Origin of the sequence: Bosea sp. RAC05 (assembly GCF_001713455.1) — a bacterium.
Lineage (GTDB): Bacteria > Pseudomonadota > Alphaproteobacteria > Rhizobiales > Beijerinckiaceae > Allobosea.
In genome coordinates, this window is record NZ_CP016464.1 from 1637481 (window position 1) to 1659229 (window position 21749).

At 68.2% G+C, this 21749-nt stretch carries 23 protein-coding genes and 2 riboswitches; of the genes, 5 read left to right on the forward strand and 18 right to left on the reverse strand.

Translation table 11 applies throughout. The features are described from left to right. Window positions 1-41: 41 nt before the first annotated feature. From BSY19_RS11190 to BSY19_RS11210, 5 genes are all read right to left on the reverse strand, one after another. Window positions 42-836, reverse strand: a complete 795-nt coding sequence (locus BSY19_RS11190) for an SDR family oxidoreductase (protein WP_069054237.1) — start codon at window positions 834-836, stop codon at window positions 42-44. A 33-nt stretch (window positions 837-869) separates the two neighbouring features. Further along, window positions 870-1637, reverse strand: a complete 768-nt coding sequence (gene hdhA / locus BSY19_RS11195) for a 7-alpha-hydroxysteroid dehydrogenase (RefSeq protein ID WP_069054238.1) — start codon at window positions 1635-1637, stop codon at window positions 870-872. A gap of 58 nt (window positions 1638-1695) precedes the next feature. Then, complete coding sequence (locus BSY19_RS11200) at window positions 1696-2139, reverse strand: MarR family transcriptional regulator (RefSeq protein WP_069054239.1); 444 nt, start codon at window positions 2137-2139, stop codon at window positions 1696-1698. A gap of 284 nt (window positions 2140-2423) precedes the next feature. Next, window positions 2424-2909, reverse strand: coding sequence for a peroxiredoxin (locus tag BSY19_RS11205; protein WP_069054240.1), 486 nt, complete (start codon window positions 2907-2909; stop codon window positions 2424-2426). Window positions 2910-2959: 50 nt separating this feature from the next. Continuing rightward, on the reverse strand, window positions 2960-3823 hold the full coding sequence (locus tag BSY19_RS11210) for a protein-disulfide reductase DsbD domain-containing protein (protein ID WP_171905129.1): 864 nt from the start codon (window positions 3821-3823) through the stop codon (window positions 2960-2962). A gap of 180 nt (window positions 3824-4003) precedes the next feature. Between BSY19_RS11210 and BSY19_RS11215 the strand changes: the two genes are divergently transcribed. Beyond that, on the forward strand, window positions 4004-4615 hold the full coding sequence (locus BSY19_RS11215) for a YqgE/AlgH family protein (protein WP_069054242.1): 612 nt from the start codon (window positions 4004-4006) through the stop codon (window positions 4613-4615). Between the two features lie 31 nt (window positions 4616-4646). Here the strand turns inward: BSY19_RS11215 and BSY19_RS27535 are convergent, their stop codons facing one another. The 13 genes from BSY19_RS27535 to coxB all read right to left on the reverse strand — a co-directional run bounded on the left by BSY19_RS27535 (window position 4647) and on the right by coxB (window position 18139). Next, window positions 4647-4868 carry a hypothetical protein gene (locus BSY19_RS27535; protein ID WP_150129582.1) on the reverse strand — a complete coding sequence of 74 codons (222 nt, stop codon included), beginning with the start codon at window positions 4866-4868 and terminating at the stop codon, window positions 4647-4649. 63 nt (window positions 4869-4931) lie between these two features. Continuing rightward, window positions 4932-7841, reverse strand: a complete 2910-nt coding sequence (locus tag BSY19_RS11225) for an EAL domain-containing protein (protein ID WP_069054244.1) — start codon at window positions 7839-7841, stop codon at window positions 4932-4934. A 119-nt stretch (window positions 7842-7960) separates the two neighbouring features. After that, a complete protein-coding gene (locus tag BSY19_RS11230) occupies window positions 7961-8560 on the reverse strand; it encodes a GNAT family N-acetyltransferase (RefSeq protein ID WP_069054245.1) in 600 nt (199 codons plus the stop codon). A 4-nt stretch (window positions 8561-8564) separates the two neighbouring features. Next, window positions 8565-9914: a M16 family metallopeptidase gene (locus BSY19_RS11235; protein ID WP_083247539.1), complete on the reverse strand. Its 1350-nt coding sequence runs from the start codon at window positions 9912-9914 to the stop codon at window positions 8565-8567. Beyond that, entirely contained in the window at window positions 9911-11326 is a 1416-nt protein-coding gene (gene thrC / locus BSY19_RS11240) for a threonine synthase (protein WP_069054246.1), read from the reverse strand. Before thrC ends, BSY19_RS11235 begins: the two co-directional genes overlap by 4 nt. Window positions 11327-11548: 222 nt before the next feature. Continuing rightward, on the reverse strand, window positions 11549-12319 hold the full coding sequence (locus BSY19_RS11245) for an SURF1 family protein (protein WP_069054247.1): 771 nt from the start codon (window positions 12317-12319) through the stop codon (window positions 11549-11551). Continuing rightward, window positions 12316-12690: a DUF983 domain-containing protein gene (locus tag BSY19_RS11250; protein WP_069054248.1), complete on the reverse strand. Its 375-nt coding sequence runs from the start codon at window positions 12688-12690 to the stop codon at window positions 12316-12318. The genes BSY19_RS11245 and BSY19_RS11250 overlap by 4 nt, the downstream gene beginning before the upstream one ends. 67 nt (window positions 12691-12757) lie before the next feature. Further along, on the reverse strand, window positions 12758-13615 hold the full coding sequence (locus tag BSY19_RS11255; protein ID WP_069054249.1) for a cytochrome c oxidase subunit 3: 858 nt from the start codon (window positions 13613-13615) through the stop codon (window positions 12758-12760). 49 nt (window positions 13616-13664) lie between these two features. Beyond that, complete coding sequence (locus tag BSY19_RS11260; RefSeq protein WP_069054250.1) at window positions 13665-14279, reverse strand: cytochrome c oxidase assembly protein; 615 nt, start codon at window positions 14277-14279, stop codon at window positions 13665-13667. Next, window positions 14279-14452: a hypothetical protein gene (locus tag BSY19_RS27930; protein WP_171905130.1), complete on the reverse strand. Its 174-nt coding sequence runs from the start codon at window positions 14450-14452 to the stop codon at window positions 14279-14281. Before BSY19_RS27930 ends, BSY19_RS11260 begins: the two co-directional genes overlap by 1 nt. Continuing rightward, a complete protein-coding gene (locus tag BSY19_RS11265; protein ID WP_069054251.1) occupies window positions 14449-15396 on the reverse strand; it encodes a heme o synthase in 948 nt (315 codons plus the stop codon). The genes BSY19_RS27930 and BSY19_RS11265 overlap by 4 nt, the downstream gene beginning before the upstream one ends. Before the next feature lie 140 nt (window positions 15397-15536). After that, complete coding sequence (ctaD, locus tag BSY19_RS11270; protein ID WP_069054252.1) at window positions 15537-17168, reverse strand: cytochrome c oxidase subunit I; 1632 nt, start codon at window positions 17166-17168, stop codon at window positions 15537-15539. 89 nt (window positions 17169-17257) lie between these two features. Continuing rightward, entirely contained in the window at window positions 17258-18139 is an 882-nt protein-coding gene (gene coxB, locus BSY19_RS11275; protein ID WP_083247898.1) for a cytochrome c oxidase subunit II, read from the reverse strand. A 410-nt stretch (window positions 18140-18549) separates the two neighbouring features. On the opposite strand from coxB, the gene BSY19_RS11280 reads away from it, so the two are divergent. The 4 genes from BSY19_RS11280 to gcvH all read left to right on the forward strand — a co-directional run bounded on the left by BSY19_RS11280 (window position 18550) and on the right by gcvH (window position 21610). Beyond that, entirely contained in the window at window positions 18550-19059 is a 510-nt protein-coding gene (locus tag BSY19_RS11280) for an invasion associated locus B family protein (RefSeq protein WP_069054253.1), read from the forward strand. After that, window positions 19056-19667 carry a hypothetical protein gene (locus BSY19_RS11285; protein WP_150129583.1) on the forward strand — a complete coding sequence of 204 codons (612 nt, stop codon included), beginning with the start codon at window positions 19056-19058 and terminating at the stop codon, window positions 19665-19667. The genes BSY19_RS11280 and BSY19_RS11285 overlap by 4 nt, the downstream gene beginning before the upstream one ends. 112 nt (window positions 19668-19779) lie before the next feature. Further along, a riboswitch (glycine riboswitch) is annotated at window positions 19780-19879 on the forward strand. Then, window positions 19880-19990, forward strand: a riboswitch (glycine riboswitch). Window positions 19991-20041: 51 nt separating this feature from the next. Then, window positions 20042-21199 (forward strand): glycine cleavage system aminomethyltransferase GcvT, encoded by a 1158-nt coding sequence (gene gcvT, locus BSY19_RS11290; RefSeq protein ID WP_069054255.1) that lies wholly within the window; start codon window positions 20042-20044, stop codon window positions 21197-21199. A 36-nt stretch (window positions 21200-21235) separates the two neighbouring features. Beyond that, window positions 21236-21610, forward strand: coding sequence for a glycine cleavage system protein GcvH (gene gcvH, locus BSY19_RS11295; protein ID WP_069054256.1), 375 nt, complete (start codon window positions 21236-21238; stop codon window positions 21608-21610). Window positions 21611-21749: the final 139 nt, after the last annotated feature.

The window sequence follows — 21749 nt, forward strand, 5'->3', positions numbered from 1 at the left end:
CAAGGTTCCTTTCGCGTCGGTGTCGCCGCTTGCAGCCCTCTTCAATGTCCGAAGAGACGCACCACACCGCCCCCGCCATGCACGTTGATGGTCTGTCCGCTCACCCAGCCACTGCCCGGCGAGCAGAGCCAGAGCACGGCATTGGCGACGTCCTCCGGGGTTCCGGGGCGGCCCGTGAGGGTATCGGGGTGCTTCATGCGCAGCTGCAACGCCTCGTCGATTCCTGCATCGGCATAGCCGGCGGTGAGGACCGTTCCGATCAGGACCGAGTTCACCCGCACCTTGCGGGCCAGCAGATGCGCGACCGAAACCATCATCTGGTTGAGCGCCGCCTTCGCCGTGGCATAGGGGAGGATGTCGTAGGCCGGTACGGCGGAGGAAAACGATCCCGAATTGGTGATCGTGGCGTTCGTCGCCGCCAGCAGATGGGGCAGGCACGCCATGCTCATGCGATACGCGCTGATCGTATTGAGGCGGTAGGAGGCGATGAACTCCTCGTCCGGGATCGCGGTCGGATCGTCCTGCCGGCCGCCCCAGCCGACATTGTTGACGAGCGTCGAGAGGCCCCCGAAAGCGGTTACGGTGGCGGCCACGACGGCTTCGATCTGATCGGTCTTCGTCACGTCGCAGGCCTGGCCGAGGCAGTCTGCGCCCGTTTCGGCGGCGATGGATGCGGCCGTTGCGGCGGCCTTGTCGCCGTCGAGATCGGCGATCATGACCCGTGCACCAGCCCCTGCGAGGCTGCGGGCGATGGCCGCCCCGATGTTCTGGGCACCGCCGGTCACGATGGCCGAATGGCCTGCCATCCGGAACCCGGCAAAAGCATCGAAGCCCATCGATCTCCTCCTGTGTGATCAGGTCGCGCGAGGTCAGTCCAACTCCTGCACGCCCCCGCCGCTGACGGTCAGCACCTGGCCGCTGATCCAGCTCGCAGCGCGCGAACACAGGAACAAGGCGGCATTGGCGATGTCGGCGGCCTCGCCGAGACGACCCAGCGGCGTGTGCCTCAGCATCGCTGTCTCGACCTCCGGCGTCAGCACCGAGGCCAGCGCGTCCGTGCGGATCGCGCCGGGCGCGATGGCGTTGACGCGGATACCGCGGGGCCCGAGATCGAAGGCGATGTTGCGGGTCAGGTGATTGACCGCCGCTTTCGACGATCCGTAGGAAGCCATGCGCTGGTTGCGGTTCTCGCCGGCCATCGAGGAAATGTTGAGAACGGCGCCGCCGCCTGCTTCAGCCATGTGAGGGGCCGCCAGCTGCGTCAGCCGGAACAGCGAGAAGACATTGAGGTCATAGGCCCAGCGGAAATCGGCCATGGGCATGTCGAAGGGCTTGGGTCCCCCGCCGCCGGCGTTGTTGACGAGGATAGTCAGGCGCCCGAAGGCGCCGATCGCACCAGCCACCGCAGCCTCGAGCTGCTCGGACTGGGTGACGTCACAGGCCAGGGCGAGGGAGCTGCCGCCCGAACTCGCGATGTCGGCGGCGACCTTTTGCGCCTCGACCAGCGTCCTGTCGGTGACCACGACGGCCGCGCCGGCCGCGGCAAATGTCTGCGCGATCGCCCGCCCTATGCCTGCGCCGGCCCCGGTGACGAGGACAACGTCCCCGTCGAGACGAAACAGCGTTGAATCGTACATGGGGTCCTCCCGACGCCACCGTCGCGATGCGGATGGCGGGCGGCAAGGGCCTACCTGCTCAAAGCGGGCGCTCTGTTCCCGTTACGATCTTTGAGAGTTGTCGGGCCATGCGCAGAACGCGGTCCATCGATCTGGCATCGAGCGCATCCAACCCATTGTCGCCCTGACGCGCCACTGCCACGCCATCGCGAAGGGCAATCACCCAGAGACCCGACGGTTTCGGAACGATCCAGCCGCGACTCTCCAGCTTGGCAAGCTTGCGGCGGACGGTTTGCCTGGGAATTCCTGTGACGTCGGCGATGCGTGACGCCGTGATCCCGATGGGGCCGGGGATCGAGCGTGGCTTGACCAGGCCGTCGGGGCCGACATCGAGACCGGCCCTGAGATGAACCTGGCCCATGACGGCCAACACTAACATCTCCTGAAGGTCGCCACCAAAGACCCGGCAGCAATCCGACAGATGCTCCGTCAGGAACTCGACATAGTGGTAGCGGAGCTGCAATGCGCGCTCAGCCTCGAGGGGATCGCCTTCAGCACGAATGGTGCGGTCTCCTGCAGAGCATCTCCACGATCTGACCCGAGAATGGCTCCGGTCGCAACCGGGCACGGTTCGGCCCCGAGCGCAGCCCGGCTGAGCCGTCCGTCCGCTTCTGGCCGCACCCTCCTTGTCGGGTTGTGGCGCACAGCCGACAGGAGATGGCTCCGTGCGGATTCCCCCTCCCACCCAGCAAAAAGCCCGCGCCATCCTTGCGGACGACGCGGGCTCGATGAGGAAAGCGCCTGCGCTCAGAGCTGGGCGAGCAGGGCCTCGGCGCCGGAAATGTCGGCCTTGCCGGGGCCGTCCTCGACGTTCAGCGCGGCGACGACGCCGTCCTTGACGATCATCGAGTAGCGCTGCGAGCGGGTGCCCAGCCCGAAGCCCGAGCCGTCCAGCGAGAGGCCGATCGCCTTGGCGAAATCGGCATTACCGTCGGACAGGAACTCGATCAGCCCGGCGCCGCCGGTCGCCTTGGCCCAGGCGTCCATGACGAAGACGTCGTTGGTGCTGGTCACCATGATCGCGTCGATGTTCTTGGCCTTGATGTCGGCCGCCTTGGCGATGAAGCCCGGCAGATGGTTCTTGTGGCAGGTCGGCGTGAAGGCGCCGGGGACGGCGAAGAGCACGACGGTCTTGCCGGCGAAGAGTTCGTCGGTCGTCTTGGCCACGGGCCCCTCGGCGCCCATGAGCCGGAACGTCACCTGGGGAAGCTTGTCACCCACCTTGATGGTCATTGGCCTGTTCTCCGTGAAGGCTCGCGGCAGCCTGCCGCCCGGACCACGGATTAGGGCTTGGCGGCGGGGATGTCGAGATCGAGCCGCGTCTCGATCGCGAAGGGCTTGCCGCGCACGGTGATGATGAAGGGGATTGGGCCGGCCGCGCCCTTCGGGCGGTCGACGATCCGCAAGAGCGCCACCGTCGTGCCGTCCGGCTGGGCGCTCAGGGTCGGCTTGCCGAAGGACCACATTCCGGCGCCCTCAATGAAGACGTCCTCGACCTTGCCCTCGGGCGGGGCCTGCAGCACGAGGCGAAGCCCCGGCTCGATCGCGCCCTCGTCGAGCTTGACCTCCAGCACCGAGAGCCTGTTCCGGCCGGGGCCGAGCTTGACCGGCGCCGGCACGCGCGCCTCGAAGCCCTCAAGCCGCGGCGAGGTCACCGAGGTCACCCCCGGCTCCAGCCAGAGCCGCGTTTCGCCCTTCACGGGAATGCAGATCTTCTCGCAGACGGCGAAGTCGAGCTTCAGCACCAGCATCACCGGCTTGGCCGGGTCGGCCGGCTGAACGGAAACCGGGATCACCACCTCGCCGACATAGCCGAGCGAATGGCCGTTGCCGTCCTCGAAGCGCTCCGGCGTCGGCCAGCGCACGTCGAGCCCGCCGATATTGGTCGAGCCGCTCCAGTCGAACACCGGCGGCACGCCGAAATCACCGGGGCTGCGCCAATAGGTCTTGTACCCCGGCGCCATCAGGATCTCGACGCCGACGCGCTGCTTGCCGGAGGGGGCGGTCGCGCCTGCGATCAGACGCAGTGAGGCATGGTCGCCCCTGGACCAGGGCGACATCGCGGCGTCCTGCGCCAGGGCGGCCGGAGGCAGCGAGGCGGTCACGACGGCGGCCAGCGCCGCGAGGAGCACGAGAACACGTTTCACAGCAGACATTTACGAGGCTTAGACAAAAATTGCGACAGAATCCGCGACGCCCCATCGAACAATCGCGTGATCGGCGGGCCGGCGCCGGTTGTGCGCCCGGGCGAGCGACCTGTCAGGAGGCTGCGCGGCACGCGGTGTTGGCTGTTTCCAGCGCGGTCAAAAGTGATCTAGCATGGCGTCATGAAGATCGGCTCGAACCAGCGACTCAGTGGTCGCAGCTATCTCGACGGGCAGTGCCTGATCGCCATGCCCGGCATGGCCGACACGCGCTTCAGCCGCAGCGTCGTCTATGTCTGCGCCCATTCCGAGGATGGGGCGATGGGCATCATCGTCAACAAGCCCGCCGCCGACACCCGCTTTCCCGATCTCCTCGTCCAGCTCGACGTCATCCCCTCCGACGAGCTGATCCGGCTGCCGAGCCAGGCCGAGAAGCTCCAGGTGCTGCGCGGCGGGCCGGTCGAGACCAAGCGCGGCTTCGTGCTGCACACCGCCGACTTCTTCCTCGAATCGGCGACGCTGCCGATCGACGACGGCATCTGCCTGACCGCGACGCTCGACATCCTCCGCGCCATCGCCATCGGCAGCGGGCCCGAAAGCGCCGTGCTGGCGCTGGGCTATGCCGGCTGGGGCGCCGGCCAGCTCGAATCCGAGATCCAGGCCAATGGCTGGCTGCACTGCGCCGCCGACCCCGCTTTGCTCTTCGACGACGGCATCGAGACGAAATACACCCGCGCGCTCGGCAAGATCGGCATCGACCCGGCCTTCCTGTCGAGCGAGGCGGGCCACGCCTGAGGCGATGGGCCGCGTTCAGGCGCAGGGTCGCTCATTCGGCGGCTGAAACAAAACGCGCCTTGGCTGCTCTTTCGAGGATGTGCGCGAGCCGCCTCTCATGCGACCAGCCTTCGCGCTCGAACATCTCGAACATCTCGATATCAGCGGCATCGAGCGGATTGCCTTCGATCTCTTGAAGATGCATGGCCTCCTGCCGCCGTTCGCGCGCGCGTTCGACCTCAGCCTCTGCCAACTGATCCGGCGCCTGATCCATGCGGCCAAGGATACGAAGTCCGGGGGCTGAGTGCCATCGGCTTTGCGCCTGAATCGGGTTTGCTTACGCCGCCTCGCTCGAACTCGCTGCCGCTGCGCCCATCAGCCGGCGCGCCTCGGCGGCGCTCATCGGCTGGCCGAAGATGTAGCCCTGCGCGTACTGGCAGCCGAGCTGGTAGAGCTCGATCGCATCCGACTCGGTCTCCGCGCCCTCGGCGACCACGTCCATGCGCAGATCGGCGGCGAGCTGCACGATCGAGCGCAGGATCACCGGCGGCTTGCCGTTGCCCATCTGGCGCACGAAGCTCTGGTCGATCTTGATCGTGTCGAAGGGGAAGCGCTGCAGATAGGACAGCGACGAATAGCCGGTGCCGAAATCGTCGAGCGAGAGGCCGGCGCCGAGGTCGCGGATGCGCGAGAGCATCTGCGCGGCGTATTCCGGGTTCTCCATCACCAGGCTCTCGGTGATCTCGAGCTTGAGCGTGCCGGGCAGGATGCGCCGCCGCGACAGCACCGTCTTCACGTCATGGAGCAGATCGTGGCGGATGAGCTGCCGGCTCGAGACGTTGACGCTGGCGAAGATCGGCGGGTCGACGTCCAGCGCCGCCTGCCAGGCCTCGAGCTCGCGCGCCGTGCGGTCCATCACATAGACGCCGAGATCGACGATCAGCCCCGTCTCCTCGGCGATGGCGAGGAAATCCTGCGGCATCAGCCGCCCCTCGCGCGGATGGTCCCAGCGCACCAGCGCCTCGAAGCCGGCGATGGTGCGGTCTTCCAGCCGCACGATCGGCTGGTACATCACCTGGATCTCGCCGCGCTCGATGGCGCGGCGCAGATCGCTCTCCAGCGCCAGCCGGTCGTTGCGGTCGGTCCGCATCGCCGGCACGAAGACCTCGATCTTGTTGCCGCCCTGGCGCTTGGCATGGGCCATCGCGAGCTCGGCGTTCTTCAGCGCGTCGTCCTTGCGCGCCGCCGGCGCCGGGTCGAACAGGGCGAGCCCTACCGAAGGCGTCAGCAGGATCTCGCGCTCGGCGAAGGTGATCGGCGTCGAGACGGCGCGGCGCACGAGCTCGGCCAGCGCCAGGATGCGCTCGGGGTCGCGCTCGGACACGAGAATCATGGCGAAGGTGTCGCCGCCGATGCGCGCCAGCGTGTCCTGCGCCCGCAAGAGGCGGCCGAGCCGGCGCGCCAGCGTCAGCAGGATCGAATCCCCCGCCGAGAAACCGACCGATTCGTTGACCTGCTTGAAGCGGTCGATGTCGATCACCAGCACCGTCGGGCGGATGTTCTCATCGGCGCGGCAGAAGCCGAAGACGGCCGACAGCCGGTCCTGGAACAGCTTGCGGTTGGGCAGGCCCGTCAGATTGTCGTGCACGGCGTCGTGCAGCATCCGCTCCTGCGCGGTGCGCTGCTCGGTGACGTCGGCGAGCGTGCCGATGACGCGCACCACCTCGCCATCGGAGCCGATCACCGGCCGCGCCTTGAGGTTAAACCAGTGATAGTTGCCGCCGGCCGCACGCAGCCGCAGGTCGAGATTGAGCTTGCCGCGGCGCTGCTCCAGCACGGCGTCGAGCGAGACGCGGTAGCGGTCGCGGTCGGCGACATGCATGTGCTCGAACCAGCGCGAGGCCGAGCCTTCGAGCGAGCCCTTTGGCAGCCCCAGCAGGGTCTCGATCTGCGGCGAGACGAAGATCTTGTCGGCGCTGACGTCCCAGTCGAAGACGAGGTCGCCCGAGCCCGACAGGGCCAGCGCCCGCCGCTCGGTATCCGAGACCAGCCCCTGCGACAGGCCGCTGCCGGCAAAGGCGTGCTGGATCACGGTGAAGCCGATCAGCAGCACGATCAGCACCAGACCGCCGAGCAGCGCCGGCGCGACCAGATCGCGCTGGAACTGGCCGGTCACCGTGAAGCCCGCCGCGGTCACCCAGACCGCCAGCAGGAACCAGGTCGGGATCAGCATCACCGCCCGCTCATAGCCATGGGTGGCGAGATGCAGGATCAGCACGAAGCCGACTGCCGCCACGGCCGCGATCGAGATGCGCGCGATGCCCGACGCCATCGGCGCATCGACGACCGCGAGCCCGACCAGCGCCGCCAGCCCCAGCATCCAGACGATGGTGACGTGGCTGTAGCGCACATGCCAGCGCGCCAGATTGAGATAGGCGAACAGGAAGACGAGCAGCGTCGCCGCCAGCACCACCTCGGCACCGGCGCGGTAGATCCGCTCGATCGCCGGCGTCAGCGGGAAGATGCGCTGGAAAAAGCCGAAATCGAGACCCGCATAGGCGAGAACCGCCCAGGCCAGCGCCGCCGCGGCCGGGAAGATCACCGCGCCCTTGACCACGAAGATGATCGTCAGGAACAGCGCCAGCAGGCCGGCGATGCCGATGATGATGCCCTTGTAGAGCGTCAGCCCGTTGGTCTTCTGGCGATAGGCCTCCTGCTCGTAGAGATAGAGCTGCGGCAGGTTTGAGGACTTCAGCTCGGCGACGAAGGTCACCGTCGTGCCAGGGTCGAGCGTGATCAGGAAGACGTCGGCGTCGGTGCTCGCCTCGCGCTCGGGGGAGATGCCCTGGCTCGCGGTCACGGCCTCGATGCGGCTGTCGCCGAGATCGGGCCAGATCACGCCCGAGCCGATCAGCCTGTGGAAGGGGGCGACCAGCAGACGGTCGATCTGCTCGTCGGAATCATTGGTCAGCGCGAAGACGATCCAGTCCGGTCGCGCCCCCGATTCGCGCGCCCGCACCGCGATGCGGCGCACGATGCCGTCAGGCCCCGGCGCGGTCGAGATCTGGATGACGTCGCCGTCGGACTTGTTGCGCTCGACGATGTTGGTCAGGTCGAGCACCGGTGCATCGACGGGCACGCGCACCGCTTCCACCGCGGCCGCCGGGCCGGCCGTGGCGAGGACGAACCAGAGCGCGAGCCCGGCGAGGGCGAGGCCGAACCGGAGGCATCGGTCGGTGAAGGTCAAGCTGCGCTCGTATCTGGAACGGGGAACGGTGATGCGGGGTCGTGCGCCAGTCCTATCGGCGGGTCGTGGCGAGGGCAAGGCATGGCCGGGTCTGCCTCCCCAGCCTTGGCCGACCCGCATCACCGGGCATCACCTGGCAGGCGGTCGCTCGCCAGCGCCGCATAGAGCAGGTGGTCGGCCCACAGCCCATTGATCCGCAGATAGGCGCGCGCCAGCCCCTCATGCTGGAAACCGACGCGCTCGAGCAGGCGGCGGGACGGCTCGTTGCTGGGCAGGCAGGCCGCCTCGACGCGGTGCAGCGCGAGGTCCTGGAAGGCGAAGCGTAGCGCGCCGCGCACGGCCTCGCTCATATGGCCCTTGCCGGCATGGCGCTCGCCCATCCAGTAGCCGAGCGTGCAGGCCTGGGCGACGCCGCGCCGCACCAGCCCGAGCGTCAGCCCGCCGAGCAGCGCGTCGGTGCGGGCATCGACCACGAACAGCGAATAGGCCTCGTCGGCGGCGATTTCGCGCGCCGCCCGCTTGACCCGCAGGCGGAAGGAGTTCCGCGTCAGGTCGTCCTCGTTCCAGGTCGGCTCCCAGGGCGTCAGGAAGTCCCGGCTCTCCGTCCGCAGCAGCGACCAGGCGGCATAGTCGCCGGCCTGCGGGGCGCGCAGGATCAGGTTCTGGGTCCGGATCAGCGGGCGTGTCGGCGGCTCTGTCGAGAAGCGGAACAGCGCCATGGCGTCACGCGCCCGCCCGTGCCGCGTGTTTGAGCGCCTTGGCCGGCGGCAGCCCCTGCAGCGGGCCGACCGCCGCGACCGTTGGCTGGTGGCCGAGCAGCGAGCGCCCGGCCGCGCGCACATCCTCCAGCGTCACCGCGTCGAGCCGCGCCGCCAGTTCCTCGCGCGGGATCGCCCGGCCGAACAGCAGCACCTGCCGCGCCATCTGGTCGAGCTTGCCGCCGGGGCTTTCGAGCGAGGCCAGAAGCCCGACCTTCATCTGCGCCCGCGCGCGAGCGACTTCGGCTTCCGTCGTGTCCTCCGCCGCCTGCCGCAGGCAGGAGAGCGCGACCTCGATCAGCTCGCCGACATCCTCCGGCGCCGTGCCAGCCCCGATGCCGAAGACGCCGCAATCGGAGAAGGGCCAGTGGAAGGCGTCGATCGCATAGGCCAGCCCGCGCTTCTCGCGCACCTCCTGGAACAGCCGCGAGGAGAGCCCGCCGCCGAGCACCGAGGAGAAGATCTGCAGGGGATAATGCGCCCCGTCCTTGAAGGCCCGGCCGGGGAAGCCGAGCACGAGATGGACCTGCTCCTCGTCGCTGCCGACGCGCGCCTCGCCGCCGCGGTAATGCCCGTCCTCGCGGGCTGGGAGGGTGGCGGGGCAGGCCGGCAGGGCGGCCAGATGCGTCTGCGCCAGCGCCACCAGTTCCTCGTGATTCACCGCGCCCGACGCCGCCAGCACCATGTTGCCGGCGTGGTAGTGGCGCGCGAGATAGGCGCGGATCGCGTCGGGCGTGAAGCTCTGTACCGTCTTGGCGGTGCCCAGGATCGGCCGACCCAGCGGCTGGTCCGGGAAGGCCGCCTGCAGGAAGCGGTCATAGACGAGATCGTCCGGCGTATCCTGCACGGCGCCGATCTCCTGCAGGATCACGCCCTTCTCGCGCTTCAGCTCCTCCTCGGTGAGCGAGGAGGCGGTCAGGATGTCGGAGAGAATGTCGACCGCCAGCGGCAGGTCGGAGCCGAGCACGCGGGCGGTGTAGCAGGTGTATTCGACCGAGGTCGCGGCGTTGAGGTCGCCGCCGACGCTCTCGATCTCCTCGGCGATCTGCAGCGCGCTGCGCCGCGCCGTGCCCTTGAAGGCCATGTGTTCGAGCAGATGGGCGAGCCCGTGCTCATGGGGCAGCTCGTCGCGCGAGCCCGCGCCGATCCAGATGCCGAGCGAGACGGTCGCGGCATGGTCCATGCGCTGCGAGACGATCCGCAGGCCCGAGGGCAGTGTCGTCAGCCCGACGGAGGGGTCGTGCGCGCCGCGCACCCCGCTGGCCGCGACCTCGCCTGTCTCGGCCGGGCCGGCCGCGCTCATCTCCGCGCTCATGCCGCAGCGCTCCGCACGGCCCGCGCCTTGGCGCGCACGAAGGCCTCGATCGCGCTTTGGTCGTTGGGCAGCAGCGTGAAGCGCTCGTCCCGCTCCATCAGATCGCCGAGATGCGCAGGCAAAGCGGGCGTGACGCCGCTCGCCGCCTTCACCGCAGCGGGGAACTTGGCCGGATGGGCGGTGCCGAGCACGATCATCGGCGTCGCCGGATCCTTCAACAGCCCGCCGCGCGCCGCTGCGACCCCGACCGCCGTATGCGGATCGAGCAGATAGCCCGCCTCGCGCCAGGTCCGGCCGATCTCGGCGGAGGTCGCCGCCTCGTCGATGCCGGTGGCGTCGAACTCGGCGCGGATCGCGGCCAGCGGCTCGGCTGCGATCTCGAAGCGCCCCGATTGCTGCAGCGACTGCATCAGCCGCCGCACGGCCGCACCGTCCCGGCCATGCACCTCGAACAGCAGCCGCTCGAAATTCGAGGAGATCTGGATGTCCATCGAAGGCGAGGTCGTGGCATGCACGCCCTTCATCTCATAGGCGCCGGTGGCAAGCGTACGCGCCAGGATGTCGTTGCTGTTGGTGCCGATCAGCAGCCGCTCGATCGGCAGACCCATGCGCTTGGCCACGAAGCCGGCCAGCACGTCGCCGAAATTCCCGGTCGGCACGGCAAACGAGACCTTGCGGCCGGGTGCGCCGAGCGAGACGGCCGAGGTGAAGTAATAGACCACCTGCGCCGCGATGCGGGCCCAGTTGATCGAGTTCACGCCCGACAGGCCGATCTCGTCGCGGAAGGCGTGGTGGTTGAACAGCGCCTTCACCAGGTTCTGGCAGTCGTCGAAGGTACCTTCGACCGCGACCGCATGGACGTTGTCGGCCGCGACCGTCGTCATCTGCCGGCGCTGCACGTCCGAGACGCGGCCCTGCGGATAGAGGATGAAGACGTCGACCCGCTCGAGACCCTTGAAGGCGTCGATCGCCGCGCCGCCGGTATCGCCCGAGGTCGCGCCGACGATGGTAGCGCGCTCGCCGCGCAGCTTCAGTACATGGTCCATCAGCCGCCCGAGCAGCTGCATCGCCACGTCCTTGAAGGCGAGCGTCGGGCCGTGGAAGAGCTCCAGCACGAAGAGATTGTCGCCGATCTGATTGAGCGGGCAGACGGCCGGGTGCCGGAAGGTGGCGTAGGCCTCGGCGATCATCGCCGACAGCGCCGACCCCTCGACATCGCCATCGGCCAGTGCCCCGACGATCCGCTCGGCGACGTCGGCATAGCTGCAGCCGGAAAAGCCGGCGATCTCGTTGGGCGTCAGCGTCGGCCAGGCCTTGGGCACATAAAGCCCGCCATCGCGGGCGAGCCCGGCCAGCAGCGCATCGGAGAAGGAGAGGGCGGGAGCCTCCCCGCGGGTGGACACATGCAGCACGGCGTCTTGTCTCGGTGATCTGGCGTGATGTCGGCGTGAGGACAGCTATAGGCCCGCCGGGCGGCGAGGGCAAAGGGCGAAAGGGTCGAGCCCTCATCCTGAGGAGCAGGCGAAGCCTGCGTCTCGAAGGATGGTTCAGGAGGCGACGGCGCCCTCTGGATCATCCTTCGAGACGCCGCTGCCGCGGCTCCTCAGGATGAGGTCAGGAAAGACCGAACGATCTCAGGCCACCTCGCCGGCTTTCCTGCGCCCCTGCCAGGCAAACGCCGCAAACACCCCGATCAGCGTCAGCGCCAGTCCGAACCAAGTCAGCGCATAGGACAAATGGTTGTCGGGGATACGCGCGATCAGCTCCTTCGCATCGACGCCGGCCGGGGGCGTCAGCCCGTCGCCCTGGCGCTCGGCCTCCAGATAGAACGGCGCGGCTGCCCCGATGCCGAGCGAGGCGGCGATCGCGGCAGGGTCGCGCGTGTAGAATTCGCGATTGGCGGGCAGGTCGGCGGGTGTGAAGGAACCGCGGCCTTCCGGTGCACGCAGGAAGCCGGTGACCGTCGCCGGGCCCGAGGCCGGTTTGATCTCGCCGAGCCGGCCTTCCGGCACGAATCCGCGATTGACCAGGATGACGCCGCCATCGTCGAGCCGGAAGCCCTGGAAGATCCAGCGGCCGAAGCCGGCGAGCTGGCGCGTGCCGCGCTCCCCGGCGGCGATGGTGGTGCGGACCCCGGCGAAGGGCCCATCGATGAAGGTTCCCTGTGCGCTCACCCGCGTCAGGTCGAGCGCGGCGGGGTCCAGCGATGCCCAGCTCGCGGTGGCCGGCATGGCGGCGGGCGCGCCGGCGGCCTGGGCGGCGAGCCGGTCGATGAAGACGCGCTTCTCGGTCATCCGCGCGATCTGCCACGCCCCGAGCGTGCAAAGGATCGCAACACCGAGGATCGAGAGCAGCGCCGGCCAGAGCAGGCGCGGACGGCGCGGGGCGGAGGTGACCTCGCTCACGGCTCGAGCCTGCCTTCCTGCGCCTTGTGGACATATTGCAAGGAGACCGCGAGCCCCTTCATCGGCCGCAGCAGCGCGAGACAGACGATCACCGCCAGCGGCAGCCAGATCGTCAGATGCAGCCAGATCGGCGGCTCATAGGCGATCTCGACATAAAGCGCTGCGCCCAGCACGGCGAAGCCCGCGATCAGCATGATGAACACCGCCGGCCCGTCGGCCGAATCGGCGAAGCTGTAGTCGAGGCCGCAGGCCGCGCAGCGCGGCCGCACCTTGAGGAAGCCCTCGAACAGCTTGCCTTCGCCGCAGCGCGGGCAGAGGCCCTTTAGGCCGGTCGAGTAGGGCGAGGGCAGGCTGGGCTGATCGTCGGCCATGGGGCGGCCTCCTGAAAAGCGAAAGGCGGCCGAGGCCGCCTTTCCAGGGTTCTGATGGCGGCTTGCCTCAGTGTGCGCCGGGGGTACCCGCCGCCCAGACATAGATCGCGGCGAAGAGGAACAGCCAGACGACGTCGACGAAGTGCCAGTACCAGGCGGCGAACTCGAAGCCGAGATGCTGGGCCGGCTTGAAGTGGCCGAGATAGACCCGGTACAGGCAAACCGCCAGGAAGATCGTGCCGATCACCACATGCGCGCCGTGGAAGCCGGTCGCCATGAAGAAGGTCGCGCCATAGATGTGGCCGGCGAAGGCGAAGGCGGCGTGCGAGTACTCGTACACCTGGCAGATCGTGAACAGCACGCCGAGGATCACGGTCAGCCACAGCGCCTGCTTCAGGCCCTTGCGGTCGTCATGGATCAGCGCGTGATGCGCCCAGGTCACCGTCGTGCCCGAGGTCAGCAGGATCAGCGTGTTGAGCAGCGGCAGGTGCCAGGGGTCGAAGGTCTGGATGCCGGTCGGGGGCCAGACGCCGCCGGTGAACTCCTTGCGGGTGTAGTTGATCGCCTCGCCGGCGAAGAGGCTGGCGTCGAAGAAGGCCCAGAACCAGGCGACGAAGAACATCACCTCGGAGGCGATGAACATCAGCATGCCGTAGCGGTGATGCATCTGCACCACCTTGGTGTGATGCCCCTCCCTTTCCGCCTCGCGGACCACGTCCATCCACCAGGCGAGCATCGTGTAGAGCACGCCGAGCGTGCCGATGCCGAACACCAGCGGGCCGAGCTTCATGCCGCCCAGCGTCATCGCCTTCATCCACATCACGGCGCCCGTCGCCATGACCGTCGCGCTGATCGAGCCAACGAGAGGCCACGGGCTCGGGTCGACGAGGTGGTAATCGTGGTTCTTGGTATGGGCCCCGGCCATCTAAAATCTCCGCGTCCGGCTTGTGCAGCGCTTGTTTCTGCGCCTGTGTCTACAGATTCGATGTGCCCGCGTCACCCTTGGCGGGCGCGCTCGCGCCCTGGGCGAGCGGCTGTCCCGACTTGGAGGCGAAATAGGTGTAGGACAGCGTGATCGCCTTCAGCCCGTCGAGTTCGCGCTTATCGGCGATCTCCGGGTCGATATAGAACACCACCGGCGCCTCCAGGCTCTCGCCCGGCTGCAGCGTGTGCTCGGTGAAGCAGAAGCACTGGATCTTGACGAAGAACGCCGCGCCCTTGTCGGGGGCGATGTTGTAGCTCGCGATGCCCGTCGTCGGCCGGTCGGTCCGGTTGGTGATCTTGTAGAACACCGTCTTGGTCTCGCCGACCCGAAGCTTGATCTCGGGGCTCTCGGCCTCGAACTTCCAGCCGAGACCGGGGGCGACGTTGGCGTCGAACCGCACCGACATCGTCCGGTCGAGGATCGTCCCGGCGGCGGCGGTGCCGACCTTCGGCGTCCCGCCGAAGCCGGTCGCGCGGCAGAACATATCGTAGAGCGGCACGGCCGCGAAGGAGAGGCCCGTCATCGCCATCACCACGCCGCTGCAGATCAGCGCGGTGCGGCCGAGGTTCTGGGGGCGTTGCGGAGCGGGTGCGGGCTTGTCCATCACAGCGGCCTGTTGAGGATGGCGGGGCCGGTTTTCACCAGCGTGACGACGAAGAAGAACACGACGAGACCGCCCAGAACCAGCGCCAGCGCGATCGAGCGGCGCCGCCGGCGGGCCATGTCCTCCGGCGAGAAGGCGGCGGGCGCCTCGGGTGCTTTCGGCGGCCCACTCATCCGATCACCTTGGGCAGCGCCCACATCAGGCCGAGCCCGTTTTCCACGAGCAGCACGGCGAACAGGCCGAAGAGATAGAGGATCGAGAAGCCGAACAGCGACCAGCAGGCCTTCGTCGCGGCCTCGCCCTCGGTCCGGCGCCAGACGCGGACCGCGAGCACGATCATGGCCAGCCCGCTCGCCACGGAGACGACGAGATAGCCCAGGCCCGCGAAGCCCATCAGCGCCGGCAGCACGGCGACGGGCGCCATCAGCAGCGTGTAGAGCACGATCTGCCGGCGCGTCGCGGCCGGGCCGGCGACATTCGGCATCATCGGGATGCCGGCGCGGCCGTAATCGGCGGCCTTCACCAGCGCCAGCGCCCAGAAATGCGGCGGCGTCCACAGGAAGATGATCGCAAACAGCACGATCGAATGCAGGCCGAGATCGCCGGTGACGACCGCCTCGCCGATCATCGGCGGGAAGGCGCCGGCGGCACCGCCGATGACGATGTTCTGCGGCGTCCAGCGCTTCAGCCACATCGAGTAGACGACGGCGTAGAAGAAGATCGTGAAGGCGAGCATCGCCGCCGCCAGCAGGTTGGCGACGAGGCCGAGGACGAGCACCGAGCCGATCGAGAGCGTCAGCCCGAAGGCCAGCGCCTCGGAGGGCAGCACGCGGCCCGACGGGATCGGGCGCTTGGCGGTGCGCGACATCAGCTGGTCGATGTCGGCGTCATACCACATGTTGAGGCAGCCCGAGGCCCCCGCGCCGACCGCGATCGCCAGCAGCGAGGCCAGCGCGATGACGGGGTGCACCGAGCCGGGCGCCGTCGCCATGCCGGCCATGGCGGTGATCACGACGAGCGACATCACGCGCGGCTTGAGCAGCGCGAAGAAGTCGCGCGCCTCGCCGGTGGAGGTCAGCGCGGCGCCGTCGGTACGGGTTTCGAAGGCTGCAGACATCGGCTTTGTCGTTTCGGTCCTCGGAAGCGCGGCTGCGCGCTTAGAAAGCTCTGCGGCAGGGGCCGCCCGTCTCCGGAACGCCGCGCGGGGCGCTCGGGGGAGGGGCGGCGGCGGGCCCGGAGGGGCCCGCCGCCTGGTGTTCAGTGATCCGAACCGCTGATGCGCGGCAGCGTCTCGAACTGGTGGAAGGGCGGCGGCGAGGACAGGGTCCACTCCAGCGTCGTCGCGCCTTCGCCCCACGGATTGTTGCCGGCGAGCTCCTTGCGGGAGAAGGCGACATACACGCCGTAGAAGAAGATCAGCAGACCGGCGGCGAAGATGTAGGAGCCGATCGACGACCAGAAATGCCACCCCGCGAAGGCGTCCGGATAATCCACATAGTGACGCGGCATGCCGGCCAGCCCGAGGAAGTGCTGCGGGAAGAACAGCAGGTTGGCACCGAAGAAGGCGACCCAAAAGTGCAGCTTGCCGATCCAGTCCGGGATCACATAGCCGCTCATCTTCGGGAACCAGTAGTAGAAGCCCGCGAAGATGCCGAACACGGCGCCCAGCGACAGCACGTAGTGGAAATGCGCCACGACGTAGTAGGTCGCATGCAGCGAGCGGTCGACGCCGGCATTGGCCAGCACCACGCCGGTCACGCCGCCGACGGTGAACAGGAAGATGAAGCCGATCGCCCAGATCATCGGCGCGGTGAAGCGGATCGAGCCGCCCCACATCGTCGCGATCCAGGAGAAGATCTTGATACCCGTCGGCACCGCGATGACCATCGTCGCGAACACGAAGTAGCGCTGCGTGTTGAGCGAGAGGCCGGCGGTGTACATGTGGTGCGCCCACACGATGAAGCCGACGACGCCGATCGCCACCATGGCGTAGGCCATGCCGAGATAGCCGAAGATCGGCTTGCGCGAGAAGGTCGAGATGATGTGGCTGACGATGCCGAAGGCCGGCAGGATCATGATGTACACTTCGGGGTGCCCGAAGAACCAGAACAGGTGCTGGTACAGGATCGGGTCGCCGCCGCCGGCCGGATCATAGAAGGTCGTGCCGAAGTTGCGGTCGGTCAGCAGCATGGTGATCGCGCCGGCGAGAACCGGCAGGGCCAGCAGAAGCAGGAACGCCGTCACCAGCACGCCCCAGGCGAACAGCGGCATCTTGTGCAGCGTCATGCCGGGCGCGCGCATGTTGAGGATCGTGGTGATGAAGTTGATCGCGCCGAGGATCGAGGCGGCGCCCGCCAGATGCAGCGAGAAGATGCCGAAATCGACCGCCGGGCCGGGATGGCCGGAGGAGGAGAAGGGCGGGTAGATCGTCCAGCCGGTGCCGACGCCATGGGCGCCGGGCGCGCCCTCCATGAACATCGACATGACGAGCAGCACGAAGGCGGCGACCGTCAGCCAGAACGAGATGTTATTCATGCGCGGGAAGGCCATGTCCGGCGCGCCGATCATCAGCGGGACGAACCAGTTGCCGAAGCCGCCGATGACGGCGGGCATGACCATGAAGAAGATCATGATCAGGCCGTGGCCGGTGACGAAGACGTTGTAGCTCTGGCCGTTTGCGAAGATCTGCAGGCCGGGCTGCTGCAGCTCGATGCGCATCATGATCGAGAGGAAGCCGCCGACCAGGCCCGCCATGATCGAGAAGATCAGGTAGAGCGTGCCGATGTCCTTGTGGTTGGTCGACAGCAGCCAGCGGCGCCATCCGGTCGGATGGGCGTGGGCGTCATCGTGATGTCCGTGGGCGGGAGCGTGCGGAGCCGCTGTTGCCATCGCCTTGGTCTCCTCGTGCGAAATCGCTTCGCGACAGTCGTCAAATCGGGTGGTTCGCGGGCCGCAAGGCCCGCGGGGATTGCGGGGCCTTATTGGCCGGCGGCGGCGACCTTGCTGCCAGCATCCGCGGCATTGGCGAATTTCTGCTTCGATTCGGCGAGCCAGGCGGCGTAGCGCTCCTGGCTGACGACGCGGAACGCGATCGGCATGTAGGCGTGGTTCTGGCCGCAGACGAAGGAGCACTGGCCGTAATAGATGCCCTCGCGGTCGGCCTTGAACCAGGTCTCGTTCAGGCGGCCCGGGATCGCGTCGATCTTCACGCCGAAGGACGGCACGGTGAACTTGTGGATCACGTCGGCGGCGGTGACCTGGACGCGAACGATCTTGCCGACCGGCACGACCGCCTCGTTGTCCACCGCCAGCAGGCGCGGCGCCTCGGCAGCGGCGATCTTGTTGCCGGCGATCGCCTCGGCGCGCTGCTTCTCGTCGAGCATCAGCGAATCGAAGGTGAAGGCAGCGCCGTCCTGGGGGTACTCATAGGACCAGTACCACTGCTTGCCGGTCACCTTCACGGTGATGTCGGAGGGCGGGATCTCGAGCTGCAGCTTCAGCAGCCGGAAGGACGGGATGGCGATCACGACCAGGATCAGGACCGGGATCACCGTCCAGGCCACCTCGAGCAGGGCGTTGTGCGTCGTCTTGGACGGGTTCGGATTGGCCTTCTCGCTGAAGCGCCAGCAGACGTAGATGATCAGGCCCAGCACGAAGAGCGTGATCGCGAAGATGATCACGTTCAACCAGTCATGGAACCAGTTGATGTAGGCGGCCACCTCGGTGGCGGCGCCCTGCAGGTTGAGCTGCCAGGGGCTCGGCATGCCGGTTCCGGCCAGAGCGGCCTCCGGAAGCAGCGTCGCCGAGGCGGCGAGGGCCGATGCGGCCACGGTGGCTAGGGTCCTGCTCAGAAATCGCATCGATCCGACGTCGCTCCTCATCATGCCCGCATCGGAGCCTGCGGCCTGCGTCCCTGGGGGCGCCCGTCGCAGGCCGTGGCCCATGCGCGGCGAGTGCGGCCGCGAGGCCGCCTTGCTCTTCGGGATTGCGATAAATCAAAGATCACGCTTGCGCCAGAGGGGCAATGCAGGGTGCCGGTGCATGCCGTGCGGCATAATCGCGCGAAGCGGAAGGGGACGCCCCGGTCCATCTCGCCGGCGCGCCTTGACAGGGCCGGGCCTGCATGGTCCCAACGCAGTCGATCGTTAAAGTGCGGCGGACCCGGCCTCGGAGGGGTCGGCATTCCGCCCGAATCCCCGTATTCGACAGGCGCGAACGGGTTTTCGATGGCGGAGGCGGCGGCTGCCGCCGGTTTGGAGGTATCGCAGGGATGGGCAAGATCATCGGACCTGTCTGCGCGGCGGCCCTCGCGCTGGCCGGCATCGGTCTGGCCGCAGGCCCCGCGGCGGCGCAGGGCGCCGTCAAGTCGACGCATGGCGACTGGCAGATGCGCTGCGAGGTGCCGCCCGGCGCCAAGACCGAACAATGCGCGCTCGTCCAGAACGTCGCGGCCGAGGACCGGCCGAATCTGACGCTGCTCGTCATCGTGCTGAAGACGGCCGACCAGAAGAGCCGGCTCCTGCGGGTCGTCGCGCCGCTCGGCGTGCTGCTGCCGTCGGGGCTCGGTCTCAAGATCGACGACAAGGATATCGGCCGAGCCGGTTTCGTGCGCTGCCTGACCACCGGCTGTGTCGCCGAGGTGGTCATGGACGACGCGCTGCTCGGTCAGCTCAAGGGCGGCAAGAATGCCACCTTCATCGTGTTTCAGACGCCGGAAGAGGGGGTCGGCGTTCCCGTCTCCCTCAACGGCTTTGGCCCCGGCGTGGAGACCCTGCCGTGAGTGATGCGCTTTTCCGTCGGCCGAGCCTGCTGGCTCTGCCTTTCCTTTGCCTCGGCCTCGCCGGCTGCGGGTCGTCCGGGTCCTCCTCGGGCCAGCCGAGCGCGATGCAGACGCTCGGCAACGTCGTCATGTTCCAGTCGACGACACCGCCGCCGGCCGACCAGCTGCCCAAGGACGAGGAAGACGATCGGCTGATCTGCCCTGAGGTGATCATCGCCGATGGCGGGGCGGCAGTTCGGGTCCAGTCCGGCCAGGACAGCGGCGGCCTGCGCCACCAGATCTCGATCCTCAACGTCGCGCGCGAATGCACGCCGACCGGCAATGGCGGCTTCCGCCTCAAGGTCGGCGTCGAGGGGCGCGTGCTGCTCGGCCCCGCCGGCGGCCCCGGCAATTACGGCGCCACGCTCACGACGCTGGTCACCCGCGGCACCACCCAACTCGCCCGCCGGGCGGCCCGCGTCGGCGGCACCGTCGGCGCCGGCCAGGGCGGCACCGACTTCTCGCATGTCGAGGACGGCATCGTGGTGCCAGCCGGACGGGGCGAGGTCGAGATCATCGTCGGTCTCGGCACCGGTGCGGCGACGCCGGCCCGGTCGCGTCGGCGCTGAGCGACGGGCCGGGTCTCCCCGGCCGCTGCAAAGAGTCGCGTGGGTTGCCTGTTAAGAAGGCAGTCCCGCGATTGACTAAGGCGCGCGGTCTTGTATCTGTGCCGGCAGCCGCAACATCCCCGCGGAAGAGACCGGGACTGGTTCAGGCCAGACCCGGCGCCGAAGGCGCAACCGCCCCGGAAACGCTCAGGCAAACGGACCGCGTGGGAACTGGCACTCTGGAAAGCGGCGGGGGAAACCCCGTCCACCGACGGGTGTAACCTGTCCGGCGCGATCATGCCGGCTCGGGGAAATCTCTCAGGTTCCAAGACAGAGGGGGCGCGTTCCGGACACATCCGTCCGGGGCCTGCGCTCGACTCTGGAAGGGGCCGTCGATGGATGCCGCTGTTGCCGATGCCGGGGCTTCGCCCGAGGCCATCGTACTCAAGACCCCGCTCCATGCCCGTCATGTCGCGCTTGGCGCCCGCATGGTGCCGTTCGCCGGCTACGACATGCCGGTCCAGTACCCGACGGGCATCCTGACCGAGCACAACTGGACGCGCGAGAAGGCCGGTCTCTTCGACGTCTCGCATATGGGCCAGTGCTTCCTGGTCGGCCCCGATCACGAGACCACGGCGCGCGCCCTCGAGGCGCTGATTCCCGCCGACATCGTCAATCTCGCGCCGGGCAAGCAGCGCTACTCGCAGCTCTTGAACGAGGAGGGCGGCATTCTCGACGATCTGATGGTGACGCGCTCGATCGATCCCGACGAGGACGGCGCTCTCTATCTCGTCGTCAACGCCGCATGCAAGACGGACGACTACGCCCATATCGAGGCGCGCCTGCCCGCCAATGTGAAGCTGATCCGGGCCGAGCATCGCGGCCTGATCGCGATCCAGGGCCCGGCGGCCGAGGCCGCGCTGGCCGCGATCGCCCCCGAGGCCCGCGAGATGGCCTTCATGACCTCGCGCACGATGAAGGTCGCCGGCATCAAGGCCAATGTCAGCCGCTCCGGCTATACCGGCGAGGATGGCTACGAGATTTCGGCCGCTGCCTCGAAGATCGGCGAGATCTGGGACACGCTGCTGCTCGACGCCACGGTCAAGCCGATCGGCCTCGGCGCGCGTGATTCGCTGCGGCTGGAAGCCGGCCTGTGCCTCTACGGGCACGACATCGACACCACGACATCCCCCGTCGAGGCCGCGCTGACCTGGTCGATCCAGAAGCGCCGGCGCGAGGAAGGCGGCTTCCCCGGCGCCGCCCGCATCCAGCGTGAATTCGCCGACGGTGTCGGCCGCGTCCGCGTCGGCCTGCTGCCGGAAGGCCGGGCCCCGGCGCGCGAGGGCGCCGAGATCGCCACCCCCGAGGGCGAGATCGTCGGCAAGGTCACCTCCGGCGGCTTCGGGCCGACGCTGAACGCCCCCTGCGCCATGGGCTATGTCGCCAAGGCCCACAGCGCGCCGGGCACCCCGCTCCACCTGATCGTGCGCGGCAAGCCCCTGCCGGCCGTCGTGGCGGCGATGCCCTTCGTCCCCAACGGCTACAAGCGCTGAACCTCATCCCGTTTTCTGTTTCCGGAGACTGAATTCATGTCCGAGACCCGCTACACCAAGGACCACGAATATATCCGCATCGAGGGCGATACCGGCATCGTCGGCATCACCGACTTCGCCCAGGGCCAGCTCGGCGACGTTGTCTTCGTCGAGCTTCCCGCGCTCGGCAAAGCCGTCTCCAAGGGCGGTGAGGCGGCCGTGGTCGAGAGCGTCAAGGCGGCCTCCGAGGTCTACGCGCCGGTCTCCGGCGAGGTCGTGGCCGTCAACAGCGAACTCGAAGGCGCGCCCGGCACGGTCAACGAGGATCCTTCCGGCAAGGGCTGGTTCCTGAAGCTCAAGCTCAAGGACGCAGCCGAGCTGGAGAGCCTGATGAGCGAGGCCGAGTACCAGAACTACCTCAAGACTCTCTAGCCCTTCTCCGAGGGGTCATCCCGGACAAGCGGCGAAGCCGCGCAGATCCGGGATCCATTCCGGACCGCTTCAGGAATGGATCCCGGCTCTTCGCTTCGCTCCGGCCGGGATGACGTCGCGAAGGCGTCAGCCGCCTGCA